Origin of the sequence: Myxococcus eversor (genome assembly GCF_010894455.1) — a bacterium.
In the GTDB taxonomy this organism is placed as follows: Bacteria; Myxococcota; Myxococcia; order Myxococcales; family Myxococcaceae; genus Myxococcus; species Myxococcus eversor.
The window spans coordinates 79636-96236 of sequence record NZ_JAAIXY010000015.1; the positions used below are offsets into that span (position 1 = coordinate 79636).

12 protein-coding genes are annotated in these 16601 nt (G+C 70.8%); 4 read left to right on the forward strand and 8 right to left on the reverse strand.

Annotated elements, in window-relative coordinates; all coding sequences use genetic code 11:
* Positions 1 to 207: 207 nt before the first annotated feature.
* Positions 208 to 2487 (reverse strand): PAS domain S-box protein, encoded by a 2280-nt coding sequence (locus G4D83_RS27900; protein ID WP_163867894.1) that lies wholly within the window; start codon positions 2485 to 2487, stop codon positions 208 to 210.
* Positions 2488 to 2647: 160 nt separating this feature from the next.
* Between G4D83_RS27900 and G4D83_RS27905 the strand changes: the two genes are divergently transcribed.
* Positions 2648 to 3235: a DUF2378 family protein gene (locus G4D83_RS27905; protein WP_163867895.1), complete on the forward strand. Its 588-nt coding sequence runs from the start codon at positions 2648 to 2650 to the stop codon at positions 3233 to 3235.
* 15 nt (positions 3236 to 3250) lie between these two features.
* Here the strand turns inward: G4D83_RS27905 and G4D83_RS27910 are convergent, their stop codons facing one another.
* A complete protein-coding gene (locus tag G4D83_RS27910; RefSeq protein ID WP_163867896.1) occupies positions 3251 to 4258 on the reverse strand; it encodes a S1 family peptidase in 1008 nt (335 codons plus the stop codon).
* A 181-nt stretch (positions 4259 to 4439) separates the two neighbouring features.
* Between G4D83_RS27910 and uvrA the strand changes: the two genes are divergently transcribed.
* The 3 genes from uvrA (at position 4440) to G4D83_RS27925 (ending at position 11556) form a co-directional block, all read left to right on the forward strand.
* Positions 4440 to 9746, forward strand: a complete 5307-nt coding sequence (gene uvrA / locus G4D83_RS27915) for an excinuclease ABC subunit UvrA (protein ID WP_163867897.1) — start codon at positions 4440 to 4442, stop codon at positions 9744 to 9746.
* 69 nt (positions 9747 to 9815) lie between these two features.
* A complete protein-coding gene (locus tag G4D83_RS27920; RefSeq protein ID WP_163867898.1) occupies positions 9816 to 10412 on the forward strand; it encodes a glutathione peroxidase in 597 nt (198 codons plus the stop codon).
* A 133-nt stretch (positions 10413 to 10545) separates the two neighbouring features.
* Entirely contained in the window at positions 10546 to 11556 is a 1011-nt protein-coding gene (locus G4D83_RS27925; RefSeq protein ID WP_163867899.1) for a DUF5996 family protein, read from the forward strand.
* Positions 11557 to 11652: 96 nt separating this feature from the next.
* On the opposite strand, the gene G4D83_RS27930 is transcribed toward G4D83_RS27925, so the two are convergent.
* The 6 genes from G4D83_RS27930 to G4D83_RS27955 form a co-directional block, all read right to left on the reverse strand.
* Positions 11653 to 12759, reverse strand: coding sequence for an ADP-ribosylglycohydrolase family protein (locus G4D83_RS27930; RefSeq protein ID WP_240356685.1), 1107 nt, complete (start codon positions 12757 to 12759; stop codon positions 11653 to 11655).
* Positions 12760 to 12889: 130 nt separating this feature from the next.
* Positions 12890 to 14032 (reverse strand): chemotaxis protein, encoded by a 1143-nt coding sequence (locus G4D83_RS27935; RefSeq protein WP_163867900.1) that lies wholly within the window; start codon positions 14030 to 14032, stop codon positions 12890 to 12892.
* Positions 14033 to 14149: 117 nt separating this feature from the next.
* Positions 14150 to 14740 carry a DUF4136 domain-containing protein gene (locus G4D83_RS27940; protein ID WP_163867901.1) on the reverse strand — a complete coding sequence of 197 codons (591 nt, stop codon included), beginning with the start codon at positions 14738 to 14740 and terminating at the stop codon, positions 14150 to 14152.
* A 127-nt stretch (positions 14741 to 14867) separates the two neighbouring features.
* A complete protein-coding gene (locus G4D83_RS27945) occupies positions 14868 to 15380 on the reverse strand; it encodes a hypothetical protein (protein WP_163868055.1) in 513 nt (170 codons plus the stop codon).
* A gap of 5 nt (positions 15381 to 15385) precedes the next feature.
* Positions 15386 to 15916, reverse strand: coding sequence for a zf-HC2 domain-containing protein (locus tag G4D83_RS27950; protein WP_163867902.1), 531 nt, complete (start codon positions 15914 to 15916; stop codon positions 15386 to 15388).
* A complete protein-coding gene (locus G4D83_RS27955; protein ID WP_163867903.1) occupies positions 15916 to 16551 on the reverse strand; it encodes an RNA polymerase sigma factor in 636 nt (211 codons plus the stop codon). Before G4D83_RS27955 ends, G4D83_RS27950 begins: the two co-directional genes overlap by 1 nt.
* Positions 16552 to 16601: the final 50 nt, after the last annotated feature.

A 16601-nucleotide genomic window follows, 5' to 3' on the forward strand; every position in this document is an offset into this window, starting at 1 on the left:
AGCCCATGACGCGGTCGTTCGTCCCTGGAATTTCTTCAGGAATCGCGAGCGCTTACTCGGAGAATTTAGTTTGAGGTCAATGAAGCTGCGGGCTTGCGTGCCTGGCGTGTGACGCGGCCTGGGAAAGGCCGTGGACCCGCTGGGGAATTGAAGGACAGCCGGCGCGTGAGCCTGTCCGATTCTTCCCCAGGTGGACCATGACCCGGATCAGGCCCGGGCCAGTCGTTCCTGCACCAACGACAGCAGCTCCCGGCCCGCGAAGGGCTTTTCGAGGTGGGGGCTGGTGACGGTTTCGAGGAAGGCGCGGGCCTGGGGGGTCACCGCACCGCCGGTGAGGAAGACGACGCGGCGGGCCTGGTCCGGGTAGCGCTTCATCAGCGTGGAGTAGAAGTCCATGCCGCTCATGCCCGGCATCATCAAGTCGCAGAAGACGACGTCGTAGTGCTCGCCGGCTTCGATTCGCTCCAGGGCGTCCTGCGCGCGCGTGGCGAGCGTGACGTCGTGGTGGGGGCGCAGCGTGCGGCCCAGGGCGGTGCAGACCAGGGGCTCGTCGTCCACCACGAGCAGCCGGCCGCGCTTCTCCGCGGAGGGCACGTCGAGCGGCCGGGGCAGGGGGACTTCGCGCGGGCGCTCGGCGGCGGGCAGCAGCACCTGGAAGGTGGAGCCCCGGTTGGGGGAGCTGCGGACGCGAATCTCACCGCCGAGCGCCGTCACCAGGTTGTGGCAGATGGACAGTCCCAGGCCCGTGCCCACGCCGGGGGCCTTGGTGGTGAAGAAGGGGTCGAACAAGCGGGGCAGGTGCTCCGCGGCGATGCCCACGCCCGTGTCGGAGACCTCGACCATGACGCGGCCACCGTCGCCCATGCGCGTGGAGACGCGAATCTCGTGGCGGTCCGGCGAGCCCTCGGGGATGGCCTGCGCGGCGTTGACGAGCAGGTTGAGGAACACCTGGCCCAGCCGCGACTCGTTGGCGCGCACGGGCGTGACGTCCTCGAAGAACTTCACCAGCCGGGCGCGGTGGCGGATTTCGGTGGTGGCCAGGTTCAGCGTGGAGTCGAGCACCCGGCGCACGTCGACGACGGCGTCCTCGAGCGAGTCCACCCGGCTGAAGGTCTTCAAGTCGCGGACGATGGTGCGCACGCGCTCGGCGCCCTGCTGGGCCTCGGCGAGCGCGGACTGCGCATCCGCCAGGGCCTCCGCCAGCGTCGGGTCCACGCCGGAGACGGGCAGGTTGGTCAGCTCCTCCCGGGCGAAGGCGAGGTTGGCGGTGAGGTAGGCCAGGGGGTTGTTGATTTCATGCGCCACGCCCGCGGCGAGCGTGCCCACGGAGGCCATGCGCTCGGCGAGCATCAGCCGCGCCTGCATCTGGTGTCGCTCCGTCAAATCATGCGCGACGGAGACGATGGAGTCCTCGCCGTCGAAGTGCAGCGGGAAGGTGGTGGACTCCACGTGGAGGATGCCGCCGTCGCGCCGCACCATGCGCCGTTCTTGAAGCGCGTTGCGGCCGGTGCGCAGGGCCTCGTGCATGCGCGCGTCCGCCGAGGCCAGGTCCTCGGGGGGAATCATGTCGGAGATGTGCTTGCCGATGAGCTCGCGCACGTCCGAGTAGCCCAGCGCGCGGGCGACCTTCAGGTTGGCGTAGCGCACGCGCGCATCGCGGTCGAAGACGGCCACCAGGTCCGGCAGGCTCTCGATGAGGGTGCGGAAGCTCACCTCGGAGCGGCGCACCTCCTCCTCCGCCTGCTTCAGCGGGGTGATGTCCGGGAAGAAGGAGATGACGTGCGGCTCGCCCGCATAGGGCACCAGCCCCATGAACAAGAGCGTGTGACGCTGCTCGCCCTCGCGGGTGTGGTACTGCGCGTCCACGCCCCGCACGGAGCCGTGCTGGCGCAACCGCTCCATCACCTGCGAGCGTTCGAACGGTCGCTCCCACAGCCGCAGCTCGAGGGTGGTCTTCCCCAGCATCTCCTCGCGCGAGTAGCCGAACGCCCGGAAGTAGGCGTCATTGGCCGCGACGACGCGGCCCTCTCCCAGCGTGGTGATGGACGTGGGCACGGGGCTGACGGCCAGCATGGTGTCCCGCAGCTCGTCGCCGGACGGCACGGCTGTACGGGACTCGCGGCGCAGATAGCGGCGCTCGGCCATGTCCAGCCGCAGCCGCAGCTCCTCCTGCTCCATGGGCCAGGCGAGGACTTCGTCCGCTCCGTCCTCCAGCGCGGGTCCCAGCAGGTGCAGCCCGTCGCGTCGTCCCACCAGCAACACCACCGCCGAGGGGCCACCCGGCAGGCTGCGCAGGGCCCGCACGAGGGGCATGCGAGAGCTCGGCTCGCGCGCATCCAGCACCACGAGGGGACAGGGCTCGGCGCGCCAGGCCGCCGGAACGTCCACGTCGCGCGCGACATGGACCACCGTGTTCCCCCTGGCTTCCAGCAGGGTTTCCAGTGGCGACAGGTCCGCCCCTCCCTGAGCGACTATCAGGACCCGCATGGGACTCCTTGCATGCAAACGACCATCGTTGCACGAGCCCTCGTGTTGTAAAAGTGTGCTGAGGCGCTAGTTTCCCGGGGCAAGCAAAGCCGCGTGGAACGCGGGCTGTTAGTGTGGTTCCGGGCCGGTGCGGACCGGCGGATTCGGAGGGGGGAACGCCATGGAGCGTCGGGGCTCGAAGGACGCGGAGGTGGGGCTTCGCAAGGCGCCCTACGTGCCAGTGCAGGTGCCTCGGCGCAATTTCGAGGGGCTGTTCGTCCATGCGCTGAAACCCTCCGGCGCGTTCGCCCAGTCGCTGCGGGACATCGGCTACGACACCGAGGCGTCACAGGAGTCCTACCCCCTCAACGTGTGGCGCGCGGCGCTGGGTGTGGCGCGGCGCTTCGCGTGCGCGGGACAACCCGCTGAGGAGGCCAACCGGGCGCTGGGACACCACTACGTGGAGGGCTTTGCGCAGACGCTGGTGGGGCGCATCTTCGCGACCGCGGCGCCACTGTTGGGTACCGAGCGTTGTCTGACGCGGCTGCCCACGTACCTCAAGGCGGGACGCGACGACATGCAGATGGTCCTGGAGCCGGTGCAGGAGCGCGAGTGGTGCGTGCGGGTGATGGACGGAGACCCGCTGCCGGACTTCGTGGCGGGCGTGGTGGAGGGCGTGCTGCGGCGCACCCGGGTGGAGCCTCGGGTGGAGGTGCTGGAGCGGCAGCCGTCCGGCTACGCGCTGCGCGTGCGCTGGGACGAGGCGTGAGCCGAAGCGTCGGTTTCAGTTGAGGTAGCGCTTGGGCAGCGCGGCCGAGGGCCGGGCGATGCGGGAGGCCTCCGGACGGATTTGCAGCCAGCGGCCGATGACGTCCAGGAGCCCGTCGAACGTATCGCGCAGGGCCCAGGCCCGGTCGTCGGAGTCGGGCAGGTCCACGCAGCGGGTGAGGCCGTCACGCAGCGCGCGCTGGGCGCCGGGGAATGCGTGGCACGTGTCGATGAGGCGCTCGGCGGTGCGGGCGTAGAGGCGGTAGCAGCCGTCCACGTCGCCCCGGTTGTAGGCGGGAGCGCCCGCGTTGATGGCGTGGCCGAGCGTGGTGGCGATGGACTCCAGCGTCTCCGTCGTCGCGCCCTCCAGCAGGCTCAGCGGATGCTGCGGCACCTGACGCACGCGGCCCGCCCTGCGACGCGGCGCCTCCAGCGCGGACAGCGGCGAGGCGGCCGAGCCCCGCAGCAGCGGCGCGATGTAGCGCGTGGGGATGACGAGCCCCAGCGAGCGGCCGTTGGCCAGCGCCGCGGTGGCCACGCCCACCACCGCGCCGCTCGTGTCCAGCACGGGGCCACCGGAGGATTCCTCCGGAAGCGTGCGCGTCAATTCCAGCAGGGTGAGCCAGTCGCCGAGCACTTGCACCGCCCGCACCTGCTGGGAGCGGACCTCCGGTGCGGGGCCGGCGCCGGCTCGGAGGACGTAGACGGTGTCTCCCTCGGCGGGCAGGGGTGCGGGCGTGAGCCCCAGGGGTGGAGCCAGGTCCGTCACCGGCAACCGGAGGATGGCCAGGTCACGGCGGTCATCCATGGCGGCCACCTGGGCCACCTCCGCTCGCGTTCCATCCGCCATCACCGCGTGGATGAGCCGCGCGCCGGCGACGGCATGCAGGCTGGTGACGAGGTGTCCTTGTCCGGTGGCGACGAAGGCGGAGGCGGTGTGGCCGTCGATTTCCAGGAGCACCAGCGAGGGCGAGGCGTGGACCAGCGCGTCACGGGGGGGAGACCTGTCGATTCCCTCGGCCATGGGCAGCTCCTGCATCGCGGGGCATCTGGGCACCTGGGCCGGGCGCCGCCCCCGCGCGCTCATTGTACCCCAGTTGTAGCAAGCCGCTCGCCCTTCACCCAACCAGGGGGGGCATTCCAGGGCCCGTTGGTTCACTTGTCTGTGGCGTTGAAGTGTCAGGTCGTTAAACCTCCGACCCGAAATGCACAAGACCCACCTCGTAGGCGCGCGCACGCACAACCTGAAGGACCTCTCCGTGGACCTGGCGGAAGGGGAGCTGGTCTGCATCACCGGTGTGTCCGGGGCGGGCAAGTCCAGCCTGGCGCTCGACACGCTGTACGCCGAGGGGCAGCGGCGCTTCGTGGAGAGCTTCAGCCCGTATGCCCGGCAGTTTCTTGAGCGGCTGGAGCGGCCGCCCATGGACGCGCTGGAGCCGGTGGCCGCGGGCGTGGCGGTGGACCGGCGCGCGCCGGTGAAGAGCTCGCGCTCCACGGTGGCGACGCTGGCGGACGTGGAGCCGTACCTGTCCGCGCTCTTCACGCGCGAGGCGATGCCGGTGTGCCCCACGTGTGGCGTGGAGGCGGTGCGCACGGATGCGCGCGTCGCGGCGGCGGCGCTCCTGCGTGAATCGCCGGATGCCCAGGCCCTCATCGCCTTTCCGCTGCGCATCGCCGACACGGCCGCGTTCCTGGACGTGCGCGCGCGGCTGTTGAAGGACGGCCACCACCGGCTGGTGGTGCAGGGCGAGGTGCGGGAGCTGGAGTCACTCAAGCCGTCGGAGGCGACGGACTCGGCGGGCGTGGCGCGGGTGCTGGTGGACCGGGTGAAGCTGTCGGCGTCGCAGTTGTCGCGCGTGACGCAGGCGATGGAGGACGCGTGGGCGCGCTCGGAGGGCGAGGCGGTGGTGCTGGTGGCCGGCGCCGAGCCGAAGCGGGTGCGCCGGGGGCTGGTGTGTCCGAAGTGCGCGCGGGAGTTCGAGGCCGCGCGACCGGGCCTGTTCAGCTACCAGTCGCCGGTGGGCGCGTGCGCGGCGTGTCGGGGTTTCGGGCGCACCATCGGCATCGACTGGGACAAGGTGATTCCCAACCCGGCGCTGAGTCTGTCGGAGGGGGCCATCCGCCCCTGGTCCGGCGCGTCGACGGAGTGGGAGCGGGGCATGCTCCAGCGCTGGTGTCGCGCGAAGGGCATTCCCATGGACGCGCCCTGGGGAACGCTGACGCCAGCGCAGCAGGAGTCCGTGCTGCAGGGCGCGGGGGACTACGACGAGGGCCGGGCGTACCCGGGCGTGCGCGCGTGGTTCCGGTGGATGGAGGGCCGCACGTACAAGATGCACGTGCGCGTGCTCCTGGCGCGCTACCGCGCGTATTCGCTGTGCGCGAGCTGTGGCGGCGCGCGGCTCAACGAGCAGGCGCGTGCGTACCGCGTGGGCGGGTTGGACCTGCCGGGCTGGCACGGGCTGGAGCTGACGGAGGCGGTGACCCGACTGGAGGCGCTGCGCACGACGACGGGGCAGGGGGAGCTGGCGCGGCGCGAGCTGTCCGGACGCCTGAGCTACTTGAAGCGCGTGGGGCTGGGCTACCTGACGTTGGACCGGCAGGCGCGCACGTTGTCCGGAGGCGAGGCGCAGCGCGTGTCGCTGACGGCGGCGCTCGGGACTTCGCTCACCGGCTCGCTGTTCGTCCTGGACGAGCCCACCGTGGGCCTGCATCCCGGGGACGTGCCGCCCTTGACGGAGGCCATCGCGGAGCTGGCGGAGCGGGGCAACATCGCGCTCGTGATTGAACATGACCCGCTGGTCATCCGCTCCGCGCACCGTGTGTTGGAGCTGGGCCCTGGCGCGGGCCGCGAGGGTGGACGGCTGTGTTTCGATGGCACGCCGGAGGCGCTCGCGAAGCGCAAGGATTTGCCCACCGGACGACTGCTCGCGGGGACTGGCGAGTCGTCGAGGACGCCGCGCGCGAAGACGGGCTCCATCGAGGTGCGAGGCGCGCGGGAGCACAACCTGAAGGCGCTGTCGGTGAGCGTACCCTTGGGCGTGTTGTGCGCGGTGACGGGCCCGAGCGGCTCCGGCAAGAGCACGCTGGTGGACGAGGTGCTCTACCGGCACCTGGCGCGGCGGCTGGGCGTGAAGGACGTGGAGGCTCCGGGCGCGGTGGACGCGCTGGAGGGCGCCGAGGCTGTGAAGTCCATCACCTTCGTGGACCAGTCTCCGTTGGGGCGCACGTCGCGCGGCAACGCGGCCACGTACACCAAGGCGTGGGACAGGCTGCGCGAGCGCTTCGCCGCGGAGCCCGACGCGCAGGTGCGAGGACTGACGCCGGCCCACTTCTCCTTCAACGTGGACAAGGGGCGCTGCGAGGCGTGCTCGGGCGAGGGCTACGAGACGGTGGAGATGCAGTTCCTCGCGGACGTGGCCCTGCTGTGCGCGGTGTGCCGGGGCCGGCGCTTCAAGGAAGAGGTGCTCGCCGTCCGCCACCAGGGCTTCAGCGTGGCACAGGTGCTGGAGATGACGGTGTCGGAGGTGCTCCAGCACTTCGGAAGCGACACGGCCCTCCATCGCGCGCTGGGGCCGGTGGCGCGGCTGGGCCTGGGCTATCTGCCCCTGGGACAGCCGTTGTCCACGCTGTCGGGCGGCGAGGCGCAGCGGCTGAAGCTGGCGCGCGCGCTGGCCTCCGAGTCGAAGGGCTCGCTGTTCCTCATCGACGAGCCGAGCGCGGGCCTCCACGCGGAGGACGTCCGTCACGTCATCGACGCGCTGCACGCGCTGGTGGACCGAGGAGCCAGCGTCATCGTCGTGGACCACGACGTGTCGGTGATGAAGGCGTCGGACTGGGTCATCGACCTGGGGCCGGTGGGCGGCAAGGACGGTGGCCGGCTGGTGGCGGAGGGCACACCCGCGGACGTGGCGCGGGGCAAGGGCGCGACGGCGGAGGCGCTGCGAGGCGAGCGCAAGCCGCTGGGCCGCGCGGTGAAGCTGCGCAAGCCGGGCAAGGAGGCCGCTCCGGCAATCGAAGTGGAGCACGCGCGCGAGCACAACCTCCAGGACGTGTCGTGCAAGATTCCGCTCGGGAAGATGACCGTCGTCACCGGGCCGAGTGGCTCGGGCAAGAGCTCGCTGGCCTTCGACGTGGTGTTCGCGGAGGGACAGCGGCGCTTCCTGGAGACGCTCAGTCCGTATGCGCGGCAGTTCCTTCCCACCATGCCCCGGCCGGACGTGGAGCGCGTCAGCTCCATTCCGCCCACGGTGGCGCTGGAGCAGCGCACCTCGCGCGCGGGTGGCACCAGCACGGTGGCCACCGTCACCGAGGTGGCCCACTACCTGCGCCTGCTGTTCGCCAAGCTGGGCGAGCCGCACTGCCCCAAGGACGACACGCCCATCACCTCCCTCTCCCCGGAGCTGCTCTTCGCGCAGCTCACCGCGATGAAGGGGGACGGGACGGTGCTGGCGCCCGCGGTGCGCTCGCGCAAGGGCACGTACCTGGATGTCTTCACGGCCGCCGCGCGCGGGGGCATCACCACGGCCATCGTCGACGGGGAGCTTGCGTCCACGGATGACCCGCCGCGCCTGGCGAAGACGCGCGAGCACGACATCGACCTCGTCATGTACGAGGGCAAGCTCTCCAAGCTGCCGCGCGACGTGTTCGACAAGGCGCTGGGCTGGGGGCAGGGCGCGCTGAAGCTGCGCGCGTCGAAGGGCGAGACGCTGCTGTCCACCGAGCGCACCTGCCCGAAGTGCGGCACCGCCGTGCCGGAGTTGGACCCTCGCTGGTTCTCCTTCAACACGAAGCAGGGCCGCTGCGACTCGTGCGAGGGCACGGGCGTGCAGGGCGGGCCGGCGGCGCAGGCCGAGGGCGAGACGGCGCCGTGCCGCGCGTGCGGTGGCAGCCGGTTGGACCCGGTGCCTCGCGGCGTGCGGCTGGAAGGGGCGCGCTACCACGAGGTGGTGAAGCAGTCCGTGGCGTCCGCGCTGGAACGCGTGAAGGGCTGGAAGTTCAAGGGCGACCGCGCGCTGTTGGGCGAGCCGTCCCGGCAAGAGCTCTTGCGGCGCATGGAGTTCCTGGAGCGCGTGGGCCTGGGCTACCTGTCCCTGGACCGCAACGCGGCCACGCTGTCGGGCGGAGAGATGCAGCGCCTGCGGTTGTCGGCGCAGCTCGGCGCGGGCCTGACCGGGGCGATGTACGTGCTGGATGAGCCCACCATCGGCCTGCATCCGCGCGACACCCACCGCCTGCTCGACAACCTGCGCGCGCTGGTGAACACGGGTTCCACGGTGCTGGTGGTGGAGCACGACTCGGACACCATCCGCGCCGCGGACCACCTGCTCGACCTGGGGCCCACCGGTGGACGGGGTGGCGGACGCATCCTCGCGGAGGGACCTCCGGACGTGGTGCTGCAGAGCGACTCCCCCACGGCGCGGGCGCTGCGTGAGGCGCAGGTGCGGCCTCCCTCCGGACGTGGAGAACCGAAGCATTGGTTGGAGCTGAAGGGCGCGCGCGCCAACAACCTGAAGCGCGTGGACCTGCGGCTGCCCCTGGGCCGGCTCAACGTCGTCAGCGGCGTGTCGGGCTCCGGCAAGAGCACGCTGATTCGCCAGGTCCTGTACCCGGCGCTGCGCGAGGCGCTGGAGCTGGTGTCCTCGAAGCCGGGGCCCTTCGAGTCGCTGAAGGGCGTGGACCCGGTGAAGCGGGTGATGTCGGTGGACCAGTCGCCCATCGGTCGCACGCCGCGCTCGGTGCCGGCGACGTTCCTGGGCATCTGGGACGAGCTGCGGCGGGCCTTCGCCGCGACGCCCGAGGCCAAGATTCGGGGCTTCTCCGCCGCGCGCTTCTCCTTCAACACCGCCGCGGGTGGCCGGTGCACCGCGTGCGAGGGACAGGGCTCCATCTCCCACGAGATGTCCTTCCTCCCGGACGTGGTGACGCCGTGCGAGGCCTGCGGCGGCGCGCGCTTCGACGCGGCCACGCTGGAGATTCGCTACCACGGCCTGTCCGTCGGCGACGTGCTGCGGCTGTCCGCCGACGAGGCGAAGGATGTGTTCCGCTCCATCCCCAAGGTGGCCGCGCCGCTGCAATGCCTGTCGGACCTGGGCGTGGGCTACCTCCAGTTGGGGCAGGGCTCCAACACCTTGTCGGGCGGTGAGGCGCAGCGACTGAAGCTGGCCTCCGAGCTGACGGCCTCCGCGCGGCACGAGCCCACGCTGTATGTGCTCGACGAGCCGACGACGGGCCTGCACCTGGGCGACGTGGAGAAGCTCATCACCTTCCTGGGCCGGCTGGTGGACCGGGGCGACACGCTGGTGGTCATCGAGCACCACCCATCCGTCATCGGCGCGGCGGACCACGTCGTGGAGCTGGGGCCGGAGGGTGGTGACGAGGGTGGACTCATCGTCGCGGAGGGCACGCCTCGCGAGGTGGCGAAGCAGAAGACGGCCACCGGGCGGGTGCTCAAGTCACTCTTCTCGGGCGAGGCGCCTCACGCGTCGCGTCGTGGTGCGGCGGGGAGTCGGTGAGGGTGGGATGTCGAAGACAGGACAGAAGGTCGTGAAACGGGGGCGGGGCTTCGGCATCCTTGCGGCCACATGAGAACCCTCCATGTAGTGACTGTCGCCACGGCGCTCCTCGTCACCCCGGCACTCGCCGGGGACACGGCGACGAAGCCCTCCACTCCCGCGAAGTCCCAGCCCCTGAGCGAGAAGAAGCCCATGTCCCTGCATGACCTGTCCGCGAACCGTCTCGATGGCAAGGCAGAGAAGCTCTCCGACTTCCAAGGCAAGGTCCTTGTGGTCGTGAACACCGCGTCGGAGTGTGGCTACACGCCGCAGTACGCGGGCCTGGAGAAGCTGTACCAGGACTACAAGGACAAGGGCGTCGTCGTGCTGGGCTTCCCGTCCAACGACTTCGGCGGGCAGGAGCCGGGCAGCTCGGAGGACATCAAGAAGTTTTGCGAGCTGCGCTTCAAGGTCACCTTCCCCATGTTCGAGAAGGTGGAGACGAAGGGCGCCGGCCAGTCCCCTGTCTACGCCTTCCTCGCGAAGAACCACGACGCGCCCAAGTGGAACTTCCACAAGTACGTCGTGGGCAAGGATGGCCAGGTGAAGGCGGGCTTCCCCAGCAAGGTGACGCCGGAGAGCGACGAGCTGCGCAAGGCCGTCGACGCCGCGCTCGCCCAGCCGTAGCCCTCGGCTGACTTCTCGCCGGCCCGGAGCAGGCATCCGCCCGGGCCGGTGCCGTGTCGTCTGCAGGGGGTTGGCATGCGGGCCTCCAGGGGGCCACCGTCGTGGTGGACGTGGCCCTTGAGGAGGGAGCTGCATGGCCATCGCGTCGATACCTGGATTGAGCTCGCGGGAGGAGGCGTGGCCCGCGCTTCCCTTCGCGGAGTGGAAGGACACCTATGCCACGTTGCACCGGTACACCCAGGTGCTCGGCAAGGTGCGGCTGGCGCTGACGCCACCGGAGAACCACTGGTGGAACGTGTCGTTCCGTGTGACGGCCAGGGGCCTGACGACGACGCTCATCCCCTACGGCAACGGGGGCTTCGAGGTGGACTTCGACTTCCTCGCCAGCGAGCTGCGCTTCCTGACGAGTCGGGGCGACGTGCGAGTCATGGAGCTGACGTCTCGCCCGGTGGCGGAGTTCTACCGGGACGTCATGGCCACGCTGCGCTCGCTGGGAATCGAAGTGAGCATCTGGGAGCAGCCGGTGGAGATACCGGACGACACCACGCCGTTCAGTCAGGACAGGCAGCACGACACCTATGTGGCCGAGCATGCCCAGCGCTGGTGGAGGGCCCTGCTCCAAGCGGACCTGGTGCTGAAGGAGTTCCGGTCGCGCTTCACCGGCAAGTGCAGTCCGGTGCAGTTCTTCTGGGGGAGCTTCGACCTGGCGGTGACGCGCTTCGGCGGTCGGCCCGCGCCGGTGAGGGAAGGCGCGGACGCGGTGACGGCCGAGGCGTACTGCGAGGAGGTCTGCAGCGCGGGCTTCTGGCCCGGCACCGAGGCACTGGGAGGCGCGGCCTTCTATTGCTACGCCGCGCCAGAGCCGACGGGCTTCTCCGCCGCGCGTGTGGAGCCGCCGGAGGGGGGGTATGACCCGGGGCTCAAGGAGTTCCTGTTGCCCTACGAGTCAGTGCGCCGTTCGAAGGACCCCCGGGCGTATCTGCTCGAGTTCCTCCAGACGTCCTATGCCGCGTGCGCGGACCTGGGGAAGTGGGACCGGGCTCGGCTGGAAAGGCCGCTCATCATCCCCGAGAGCCTGAAGGCGGCCCGGGGCGTCGGCGGGGGCACGGAGGCCGAGCAGCCCACCATTGATACGCACGTGTGAGCGGCGGAGGTGGAGCGGACCGCCGCGTGTTCACGAGTGCCCTGCTCGGAGCCTCCCAGACAGGAGGCCTGGGCATGCGTGTCGGGGACGAGGCGCTCAGTAGGGCGGCAGCAAGCGGCGAAGGCCGTGCGCCAGCACGATGGCGAGGACCCCCAGGTTGCGGGGAAGCAGCCCAGGCCAGAAGAGGGCGAGCGGGCCAGTCCTCTCGACAGGAGGCTCGCCGGCTGGAAACTGCCGCGCCAGGCGCTCGGCGAGCGTGCGCATCCACTGCGTGGAGCGGGGCCACTCGGCGACTCCGTCCAACCATGCGGGAGGAATGGCGCCCGCGCCAACGGTGGCTCCGAGCATGCCTCCCACGATGGCGCCCACCGTGTCCGTGTCTCCGCCGAGCAGGATGACCTCCTCCACCGCGCGAGGGAGGTTGTCCGGATGGAGCAGCCACGCATAGAGCGCCACGGGCACCGTGTGCATGACATAGCCCGTGACACCACGCTCCAACCCGAGTGACTGGGCGAGCTCCACGAGTGACGCACCTCGTGACAGGTGAGCGCTCAGTGTGTCGAGCACCGCATGGAACTCGGCGGTGGTGGTGGCCTCGCGCAGCATCCGCAGCGCGGCCGCCGAGTCCTTCACGCCTTCGGGCCCATGCAGCGCGCCATACGCGGCGGCCCGTGCGACGAGTCGCGCTCCATCCTCGGCCCGAGGGTCTCGATGTGTCAGCCGTGTGGAGGCGCGCACGAAGGCATCGAGCCGCTCCGGTTGCGTGGCGAGACAGGCTCCCAGCAGAGGAGCGCGCATCGCGGGGCCATTGCCCGCGGAGACGACGCCACTGCTCTCGGGAGAGAAGCCGAGCCAGAGCTTCGCGATGGCGCGCACCGTCGCCCAGCCGATGCCCGCTGGCAGCGCGAGGAACCACCCGCGCAGTCGCCACCCCAGGTCGCGAGCGAAGAGCGATGCGTCCTCGGGCTGCGCGAGGAGCGCCTGGCCCGTCATGCACGCGTGCTCCGTGTCATCACTCGCGAAGCCTCGGCCGAGCACGAGCCTGTGTCGTAGCGGCGCGCCGCCGAACATGCGGAGCGCCCGTCGCGGGCCGAGCCCTTCTCGGGGCAGTCCCAGGGCATCTCCCACGAGGGTTCCCAGCAAGGCACCGGTGACGAGGTCCTGACGCGAGCGCGGGTCCATGGCTGGGACGAATGCAATCACGAAGCCCGCCCTGCACAGAGGAGATTCCCAACCTCGGCGCGAGGTCCGCCTGACAGATTGGCAAGGCTCGTCGACCGGTGGCGTCAGGATGTCGAGGCTGCGTGCTGAATGCGCTGCCACCGCGCTCCGCTCAGCCCATGCGTCCACGCCATGCACGCGTGAGCAGGAAGGCGACGGCGATGGCTCCCACCACGCCTAGCAACGTCAGCCCCAGCAGCCACAGGAAGACGCGGTCCACCAGCGTGGCCGCGCGTTGGAAGGCGTGGTCCACCAGCCCGTAGCCCATGCGCTCGCCCTGCTGCATCGTCTCCACGCGCTCGGTGTGGAGCGCGGAGAGGATGGCCTGCCGCTCTCCCCTCACGTCCACCATGAGCGCCTGTCGCTCCGATTCGATGAAGTGCTGGAGCGCCTCCCTGCCCGCATCGAGCGCGTTCAGCACGGCGGTCCGCTCCCGGGCCACCAGCGCGGGAGTCCCCGCCGCCAGCCCTCCGAACTGGTCCAGCGTGTCCACCACGCGCTCCAGGTCCTTCATCGCTTCCTGAGCGGGGAGCATCTGCAGGGCCTCCTGCGCCATCGACTCCACCTGCCAGCGGGCCTGGCGGGGGAGGGATGCGGCGTAGAGGTCCACGCGCGCGGTGATGTCCCGCACGTCCTCCACCAGCGCCCCCGCGGTCGCCCTCGCGCTGAGCCCGGACTGGGACGTCACGTCCGAGAGCAGCCCCACGGTGGACACCCGCGCGACGAGCGAGCCCACGAGCGGGTTCTTCGCGGCCCACTCATGGACGAGTTTGTGCGCGGGGGACACGTCCTCCCTGCCGGACACGTCCTTCCACAGCGCCTCCACCTCGGCCTCCTGCTCGCGCAACATCCGCTCGGCCTTGGCTGTCACTTCCGGCGTCGCACCGGCGCTCACGGCCCACTCAGGGAGCGCGAGCTCGAGCTGCGCGAGCAGGGCCCACGCATCCACCAGCGCCGCCACGGGGTCGGGCTGGAGCAGCGCGGCCTGCATGGCCGGCACGGAGTTGATCTTGAACGTGGTCATCGCCGCGCGCACGGACTCGGAGCCCGAGCGCGCCGCGATTTCATCCGCGGAGACCTCCAGCAGCCCGGAGAAGCGCCGCGCCATGTCCCTCACCCGGGTGCGCAGGGCCTCCACCGACAAGTCCGAGCGGCCCACGCGCCGCACCAGCTCCGAGCGCGGCGCCGAGACGGCGCAACCGTCAAGGCAGGCGAGCAGCAAGAGGCAGCCGGCGATTCGGCGGAGACGGGACATGGAGCCCGCGCAAGCTGCTCACGTCCGCCCGCTCCGACGACTCTGCTCCGGGGACAAGCCCGTGTCCGGCGCCTGACGCTCCCATACGTCGGTGGCGCCGGACACGGACCCCGCACGTCACTTCTTGCCCGGCTTCGGCGGGAAGCGCTCCAGAATCTCCGTCACGGACTTGGTGATCTTCGCCTGCTGCTTCTCCGCCTGGGCGCTTTCGTTGACCTCCGACTGCGCCTGCCCGCGCCAGACGAGCTTCTTGGACTTCGCGTCGACGATGTCGAGCAGGAGGGTGCCCTGCTCGTACTCCCGCACATACGTCTCGGGCGCGCCCATGACGACGGGCCCACCGCCGTAGAACGGATCCCACAGCGGGTCGTAGGGATAGCCGTAGTAGGCGTTGACGGTGTCCGCTTCAATCTTGTTGTCGATGGCCCCATGCCAGCCGATGAGGAAGTCGGGGTTCGCCCCCGCCTCCACCTTCTGGTAGCCGTGAGACTGCAGGTAGTCGTCGGCCGCGCGCTGCACCTCGGCACCGACGATGGGGTTGTAGACCCGCTTGTCGCTCCCCTCCGGTTGCGGGAGCCACGCATAGGTCTTGTAGCCGTCGAGCTGCTGGACGGCGCCTGGGTCGTAGTTGCTGCTCACGTCGATGCTCGCGCAGGCCGTGAGGGCCAGGCCCATCAACAGGGGCGCGAGTCGGGGCAGTAGACGCATGGAAGCCTCCTCGGTGGCGGCGCTCCACGCGCCGTCGGCTCCCTGACGGTAGGCACGGGGCCCATGTCGCCCATGGGGCGGCTGCCCGTCCGTCCCCGACTCCAGTCTCATCCCCCGGGGTGGGGCGTCAGTCGTCGCCCCGCGCATCCCCCGAGGGCTCGTGCCTCCAGAAGCTCTTGGACTTGAGTCCACCGCGCGCGAGGGCGAGCGCCAGCTTCGCCCGCTTCTCCGGAGGAAGCTCCTTGGCCAGCGCCTGATACATCTCCCGGTCCAACACGGCGATGCGCTCACGTGCCTCGAACGCACGCTGCGCGGCGGCGTCCACCTGCGTCAGCGCCGCGCTGTCGCCTCGCGCCGCCTGATGCAGCGTGCGAGCCGCGTCGCGCACCTGCTCCCGCAAGGGGCGCCGCTTCTCGTCGAAGCCGCGCAGCGTCTCCTCCATCTTCAGCGCCTGCGCGTTGTCCAGCTCCAGCGCCTCCGACAGCGTCAGCACCTGCCGCAGCCGCAGCCGCTTCTCCAGGCGCTCCATCCGCTCGGCATCGCGAGGCCGTGGCTCCGCGCCCTGCTTGTCGCCGGGCCGGGCCAGCGCGAGGAAGGGCACGAGCACCACCGTCAACGCCACCCACGACGTGCGAGTCATTGTCTTCACAGCATCTCTCCCAGCGGATCTTCCTCGTCCCAGCCCGCGACGTCGTCGAGGGCCTCCTCGTCTTCCAACTCGCCGCCGGACTCCAGCGGCTCCAGCCCGGCCCATGCCTCGAAGTCGGCCAGCGTGCTCGCTTCCACGGCGAGCTCCTCCGCCATCGGCGCGGCCTTGGGCTCCAGCGGGGTGCTCGGCGCCCACGGCCGGGGGATTCCTGGCACCAGGACCATCACCGCCACCGCGGCGGCGGCGGCCACCAGCGAGCCCACCGTGCGCCGTCGCAGGGCCTGGCTCGTGCGCTCGCGCTTCCATGTGCCCAGCGCGCGCTCGGGCACGGCCTCCTGGGCGACCTTCTCCGCCGTCGTCGGCGCGGGCAGCGTCATCAGCGACAGGATTTCCACCGACGCGGCGAAGGCCTCGCGGCACCCCTCGCACGACTCCAGATGTCGGAGCAGGGGAACCGTCTCCGGCGCGTCCAGCGCCCCCGCGGCGTGCAGATCCAGCCGCGCTTCCTGGTCAGGGCATGCAGCCATCAGCTCATCTCCTCGGGCGCGCCCACCCGCGCCTTCAGGCGCTTCACCGCATGGTGGAACTGCACCTTCGCATTGTTCTCGGTGATGCCGAGCGTCTCCGCGATGTCCTTGAACGCCAACCCGGCGTCCACGCGCAGCGTCAGCACCTCTCTCTGGCGCCGGGGCAGCGTCAGCACCTCTTCGCGCACCCGCCGCGCCCGCTCCGCCCGCTCCAGGCCTTCCTGCGCGGACTCGCCAGGGGCCTCCGCCACCTCGTCATTCGCCGCTTCCACCAGCACCGGCCGCCACCGCTGGCCGTGCCGCGCGTGGTTCTTCGCCAGGTTGAGGGCGATTCGCACCAGCCACGCGCGGAAGGGCGCCGGGCCCGCTGGCGTGAAGCGCGCGAATACCCGCCGCGAGGCCTCCAGCGCGCGCAGGAAGGCCGCCTGCGTCAGGTCCGCCGCGTCCTCGGGCCGCATCGTGTAGCGGCGCACCAGCGAGAAGACGAGCCCCCGGTGCCGCCTCACCAGCACCTCGAAGGCCGCCTCCTCGCCGTCCAGGAAGGCATGGCAGAGCACCTCGTCCGGCGCCCGCTCCAGGGCCAGCCGACGAGACGGCATCGCCACCACCCGGCCGCCTGTCTCCCTGATGCTCACGAAGCCTTCAACCCCCGAGCCGCCCCCAGGTTATTTTCCTCCGCGTCGCC

Coding starts and splice junctions, on each gene's coding strand:
- G4D83_RS27950 (WP_163867902.1), bottom strand. CDS start 15,916: ATGGCTGCATGCCCTGACCAGGAAGCGCGGCTGGATCTGCACGCCGCG.
- G4D83_RS27935 (WP_163867900.1), bottom strand. CDS start 14,032: ATGTCCCGTCTCCGCCGAATCGCCGGCTGCCTCTTGCTGCTCGCCTGC.
- G4D83_RS27925 (WP_163867899.1), top strand. CDS start 10,546: ATGGCCATCGCGTCGATACCTGGATTGAGCTCGCGGGAGGAGGCGTGG.
- G4D83_RS27920 (WP_163867898.1), top strand. CDS start 9,816: ATGAGAACCCTCCATGTAGTGACTGTCGCCACGGCGCTCCTCGTCACC.
- G4D83_RS27940 (WP_163867901.1), bottom strand. CDS start 14,740: ATGCGTCTACTGCCCCGACTCGCGCCCCTGTTGATGGGCCTGGCCCTC.
- G4D83_RS27900 (WP_163867894.1), bottom strand. CDS start 2,487: ATGCGGGTCCTGATAGTCGCTCAGGGAGGGGCGGACCTGTCGCCACTG.
- uvrA (WP_163867897.1), top strand. CDS start 4,440: ATGCACAAGACCCACCTCGTAGGCGCGCGCACGCACAACCTGAAGGAC.
- G4D83_RS27910 (WP_163867896.1), bottom strand. CDS start 4,258: ATGGCCGAGGGAATCGACAGGTCTCCCCCCCGTGACGCGCTGGTCCAC.
- G4D83_RS27945 (WP_163868055.1), bottom strand. CDS start 15,380: ATGACTCGCACGTCGTGGGTGGCGTTGACGGTGGTGCTCGTGCCCTTC.
- G4D83_RS27905 (WP_163867895.1), top strand. CDS start 2,648: ATGGAGCGTCGGGGCTCGAAGGACGCGGAGGTGGGGCTTCGCAAGGCG.